Source organism: Streptomyces sp. NRRL F-4489, from assembly GCF_001509485.1.
In the GTDB taxonomy this organism is placed as follows: domain Bacteria; phylum Actinomycetota; class Actinomycetes; order Streptomycetales; family Streptomycetaceae; genus Streptomyces.
This window is the reverse complement of record NZ_LLZI01000127.1, coordinates 1-3,300: the sequence shown is the minus strand read 5'-3', so window position 1 is coordinate 3,300 and position 3,300 is coordinate 1. Positions and strand designations below refer to the sequence as shown.

Annotated in this window: 2 protein-coding genes; one reads left to right on the top strand and one right to left on the bottom strand. The window is 75.5% G+C overall.

What is annotated here, in order from left to right:
* Positions 1–157: 157 nt before the first annotated feature.
* On the top strand, positions 158–880 hold the full coding sequence (locus tag ADL22_RS12800) for a copper homeostasis protein CutC (RefSeq protein ID WP_066977404.1): 723 nt from the start codon (positions 158–160) through the stop codon (positions 878–880).
* A 102-nt stretch (positions 881–982) separates the two neighbouring features.
* Here ADL22_RS12800 and ADL22_RS12795 read toward each other — a convergent pair whose 3' ends face one another.
* Positions 983–3,097: a HelD family protein gene (locus ADL22_RS12795; protein ID WP_066977401.1), complete on the bottom strand. Its 2,115-nt coding sequence runs from the start codon at positions 3,095–3,097 to the stop codon at positions 983–985.
* Positions 3,098–3,300 lie beyond the last annotated feature (203 nt).

Sequence of the window (3,300 nt, the reverse complement as noted above, 5' to 3'; positions counted from 1 at the left end):
GGGCGGTGCGGCGGGCCGGGAGCGCTTAGGGTGGGATATTGGACTAGACCTGTTGTGGGTTTGCAGTGGGCTCTTACGGGCCCGGTGCGCGCCCGGGGTGCGTGCCCCGTGCGTGCCCCGTGGGTGTCGTCGTCGCGTCGTCGGAAGGTTGGGTCGTATGAATCAGCGCGCGCTCCTGGAGGTGATCGCGCTCGGTCCCGAGGACGCGGTCGCCGCGCAGGCGGGCGGTGCCGACCGCCTGGAACTGGTCGCGGACATGGCGGCCGACGGGCTGACGCCCCCGCGCGCCACCTTCGCCGCGATCCGCGCGGCCGTCGGCGTCCCGCTGCGGGTGATGCTGCGCGCCGCGGACGGGTTCGCCGCGGGCGCGCTGGACGCGCTGTGCGCGGAGGCGGAGGCGCTGCGGGCGGAGGGGGCCGACGAGTTCGTACTGGGCTTCCTGACGCCGGACGGGCGGCCTGATCTCGCCGCGGTCACGGCGCTGGCCCAGGTGATCGACGGCTGCCGGTGGACCTTCCACCGGGCCATCGACCGGGCCGCCGACCGGGACGCGCTGCGCCGGGAACTGGCGGACTGCCCCGGCGCGGCCGGGCTGGACACCTATCTGACGGCCGGTGCCGCGGACGGCGTCGGCGCGGGGCTGGCCACGCTCGTCGCCGAGCAGCGCCGCCGGGAAACCGGGGAGCCGGGGTACGCGCCGCGCATCCTGGTCGGCGGCGGCCTGCGGCTTGGCCATCTGCCGGAGCTGCGGGCGGCCGGGCTGGACGCCTTCCACATCGGCGGGGCGGCCCGGCCCGGGGGCTGGGACGGGCCGGTGGACGCGGCGGCCGTACGGGAGTGGCGGGCGGCGCTGGACGCGCCGGTGGCGGCGGGGGTCTGAGGCGGGCCCGAGGGGCTGCGCGAGGGAGCTTACGGGGCGGGCCGGCCATGAGGCCGGGGCGCCCCCAGCGCCCGCCCCGCCTCATCGAGCCCCCGTAGAGCCTCACCCCTCCCCGAGCCGCTCCGGCAGGTCGGCCGCGTGGACGAGGGTCAGGCCGGAGACCGGGCGGGTCAGGCAGACGTAGAGGCGGCGCAGGCCGGTCCGCTCATCCGGTTCGCCGTCGACGATCGCCGCCGGCTCGTCCAGCACCACGTAGTCGTACTCCAGGCCCTTGGCCAGTGTGGCCGGGACGAGCGTCAGCCGGGACTCGGCCGAGGTCTCCGCCCCCGGGGGCAGCGCGCTGATACCGGCCTCCTCAAGTACCGCGCGAAGCACCGGAATCCGGGCGTCCGCCGCGATCAGGCCGATTGACCCCTCCTTGGCCAGCGCCTCCCGGCAGGCGGCGAGGACGGCCGCGTCCAGCTCCGCGGACGGCACCCGGCGGATCGCGAAGTCGCCCGCCGCCTCGCGGATCGAGGTCGCCTCCGACAGGTCCGGGGCGATCGCGGGCAGCAGCCGGGACGCGTAGGCGATGACCTCCCGGGGCACGCGGAAGCCCTGCGTCAGCTCCTCGACGGCGGAACCCGGCTTCCCCAGGTGGGCCAGCGCCTCCTCCCAGGTGTCGGTCGCCCACGGGGTGGTGCCCTGGGCGATGTCCCCCAGGATCGTCGCCGACCCCGTGGTGCAGCGGCGGCCCACCGCCCTGTACTGCATGGGGGAGAGGTCCTGCGCCTCGTCCAGGACCACATGGCCCAGCGAGTGCGTACGGGTCACCAGGTCCGTGGCCTCGTCGATCAGCACCGCGTCCGCCGGGGACCACGTGGCGCTCCGCACGCTGCGCGGCGGCTTCGCCCACAGGATCGTCTTCTGCTCCTCCGGGGTGAGGACCCCCTCGGCGTGCTCGGCGAGGAAATCGGGGTCACCCAGCAGCCGCAGCACCAGTTTGGCCGGATCGATCGGCGGCCAGATCGCCTTGACCGCCGCCTTCACCGCGGCATTACGGGCCACCGCGTCCTGCACCCGGTCATCGGGCGCCTCGCCGGCCTGCTCCATCCGGACCAGCACGGCGTGCGCGATCCGCTGCGGCAGCGCCTCCCGGGCCGCGCCGTAGCGGATGTCGCGGTTCATCAACTCCTCGACGATCTCGGCGAGTTCGTACGCCGGGACGCGCCAGCGGCGGGAGCCGCGGACCACCACGCAGGGCTCCTGCGGCGGTGTGATGTGCGAGCGGACGGCCCGGCGCAGCACCTCCGCCATCCGCGCGTCGCCCTTGACCATGGCCGCGGCCGCGTCGTCCGTGCCGCGCACCTCCACGTGGCCCACCAGGTCGTCGATGGTGGCCTGCTTGACCTCCAGCTCCCCCAGGGCCGGGAGGACCTGCTCGATGTAGCGGAGAAAGGAGCGGTTCGGGCCGATGACCAGGGTGCCGGACCGGGCCAGCCGCTCCCGGTGGGCGTACAGCAGGTACGCGACCCGGTGCAGGCCCACCGCGGTCTTGCCCGTACCGGGCGCGCCCTGGACGCAGACCGTGCCCCCGATACCGGCCCGGACGATCTCGTCCTGCTCGGGCTGGATGGTGGCGACGATGTCCCGCATCGGGCCGACGCGCGGCCGCTCGATCTCCGCCTGGAGGAGCGCGCTGGCGGTCTCGGCCTCGGCCGGGTCGGTGAGGTGCTCGTCCTCGTAGGCGGTCAGTTCGCCGCCCGTGTAGCCGAAGCGGCGGCGCAGCCCGATGTCCATCGGGTCCTTCTTGGAGGCCCGGTAGAACGGCTGGGAGACCGGGGCGCGCCAGTCGATGACCATCGGGTCGCCGTCGGCGTCGTGGACGTGCCGGCGGCCGATGTAGAAGCTCTCCCCGGAAGCGCCCTCGGCGAGGTCGATGCCGGGGGCGTGGAGGTAGTCGAGGCGGCCGAAGAACAGCGGGGTGCCGGCGAGGTCGGCGAGGGACTTGATGCGGGCGTCGATCTCGCCCTGGAGCACCTCGGCGTTGACCCAGTTCGCGGTGACGTCGGCGATGTTGAGGGACTCGGCGTCCTCGCGCATGGCGCGCAGCGCGGCGCGGGAGGCGGCCAGGTGGGCGCGCTCCCGCTGGAGCGGGTCAGGGGGCGCGGCGGGGGCGGGCCCCGGGACTCCGGCGTGCGGCGCGGGCGTGGCGGGTCGGTGGGCGTGCGAGGGCACGGGCTTGCCTCCGGTGGGCGGGTCAGTGTGCGCGGCGGGCCGGCCGGTGCGACCGTCGGGCGGCGGCGTGGTGTGACGGGCCGGCCGGTTTCCGACCGGACGGCGGCGCTCCCCTGACGGGAGGCAGGCAGGCGCGCGATTGTAGTCAGGGGTGGTCGGGGGCGCCAACGGTTTTTGGGGCGGAGGGGGCGGGGTGCGGGCTG

What these genes read in the sequence shown, in the direction of transcription:
- ADL22_RS12800 (WP_066977404.1), top strand. Translation starts at nt 158, where the DNA reads ATGAATCAGCGCGCGCTCCTGGAGGTGATCGCGCTCGGTCCCGAGGAC.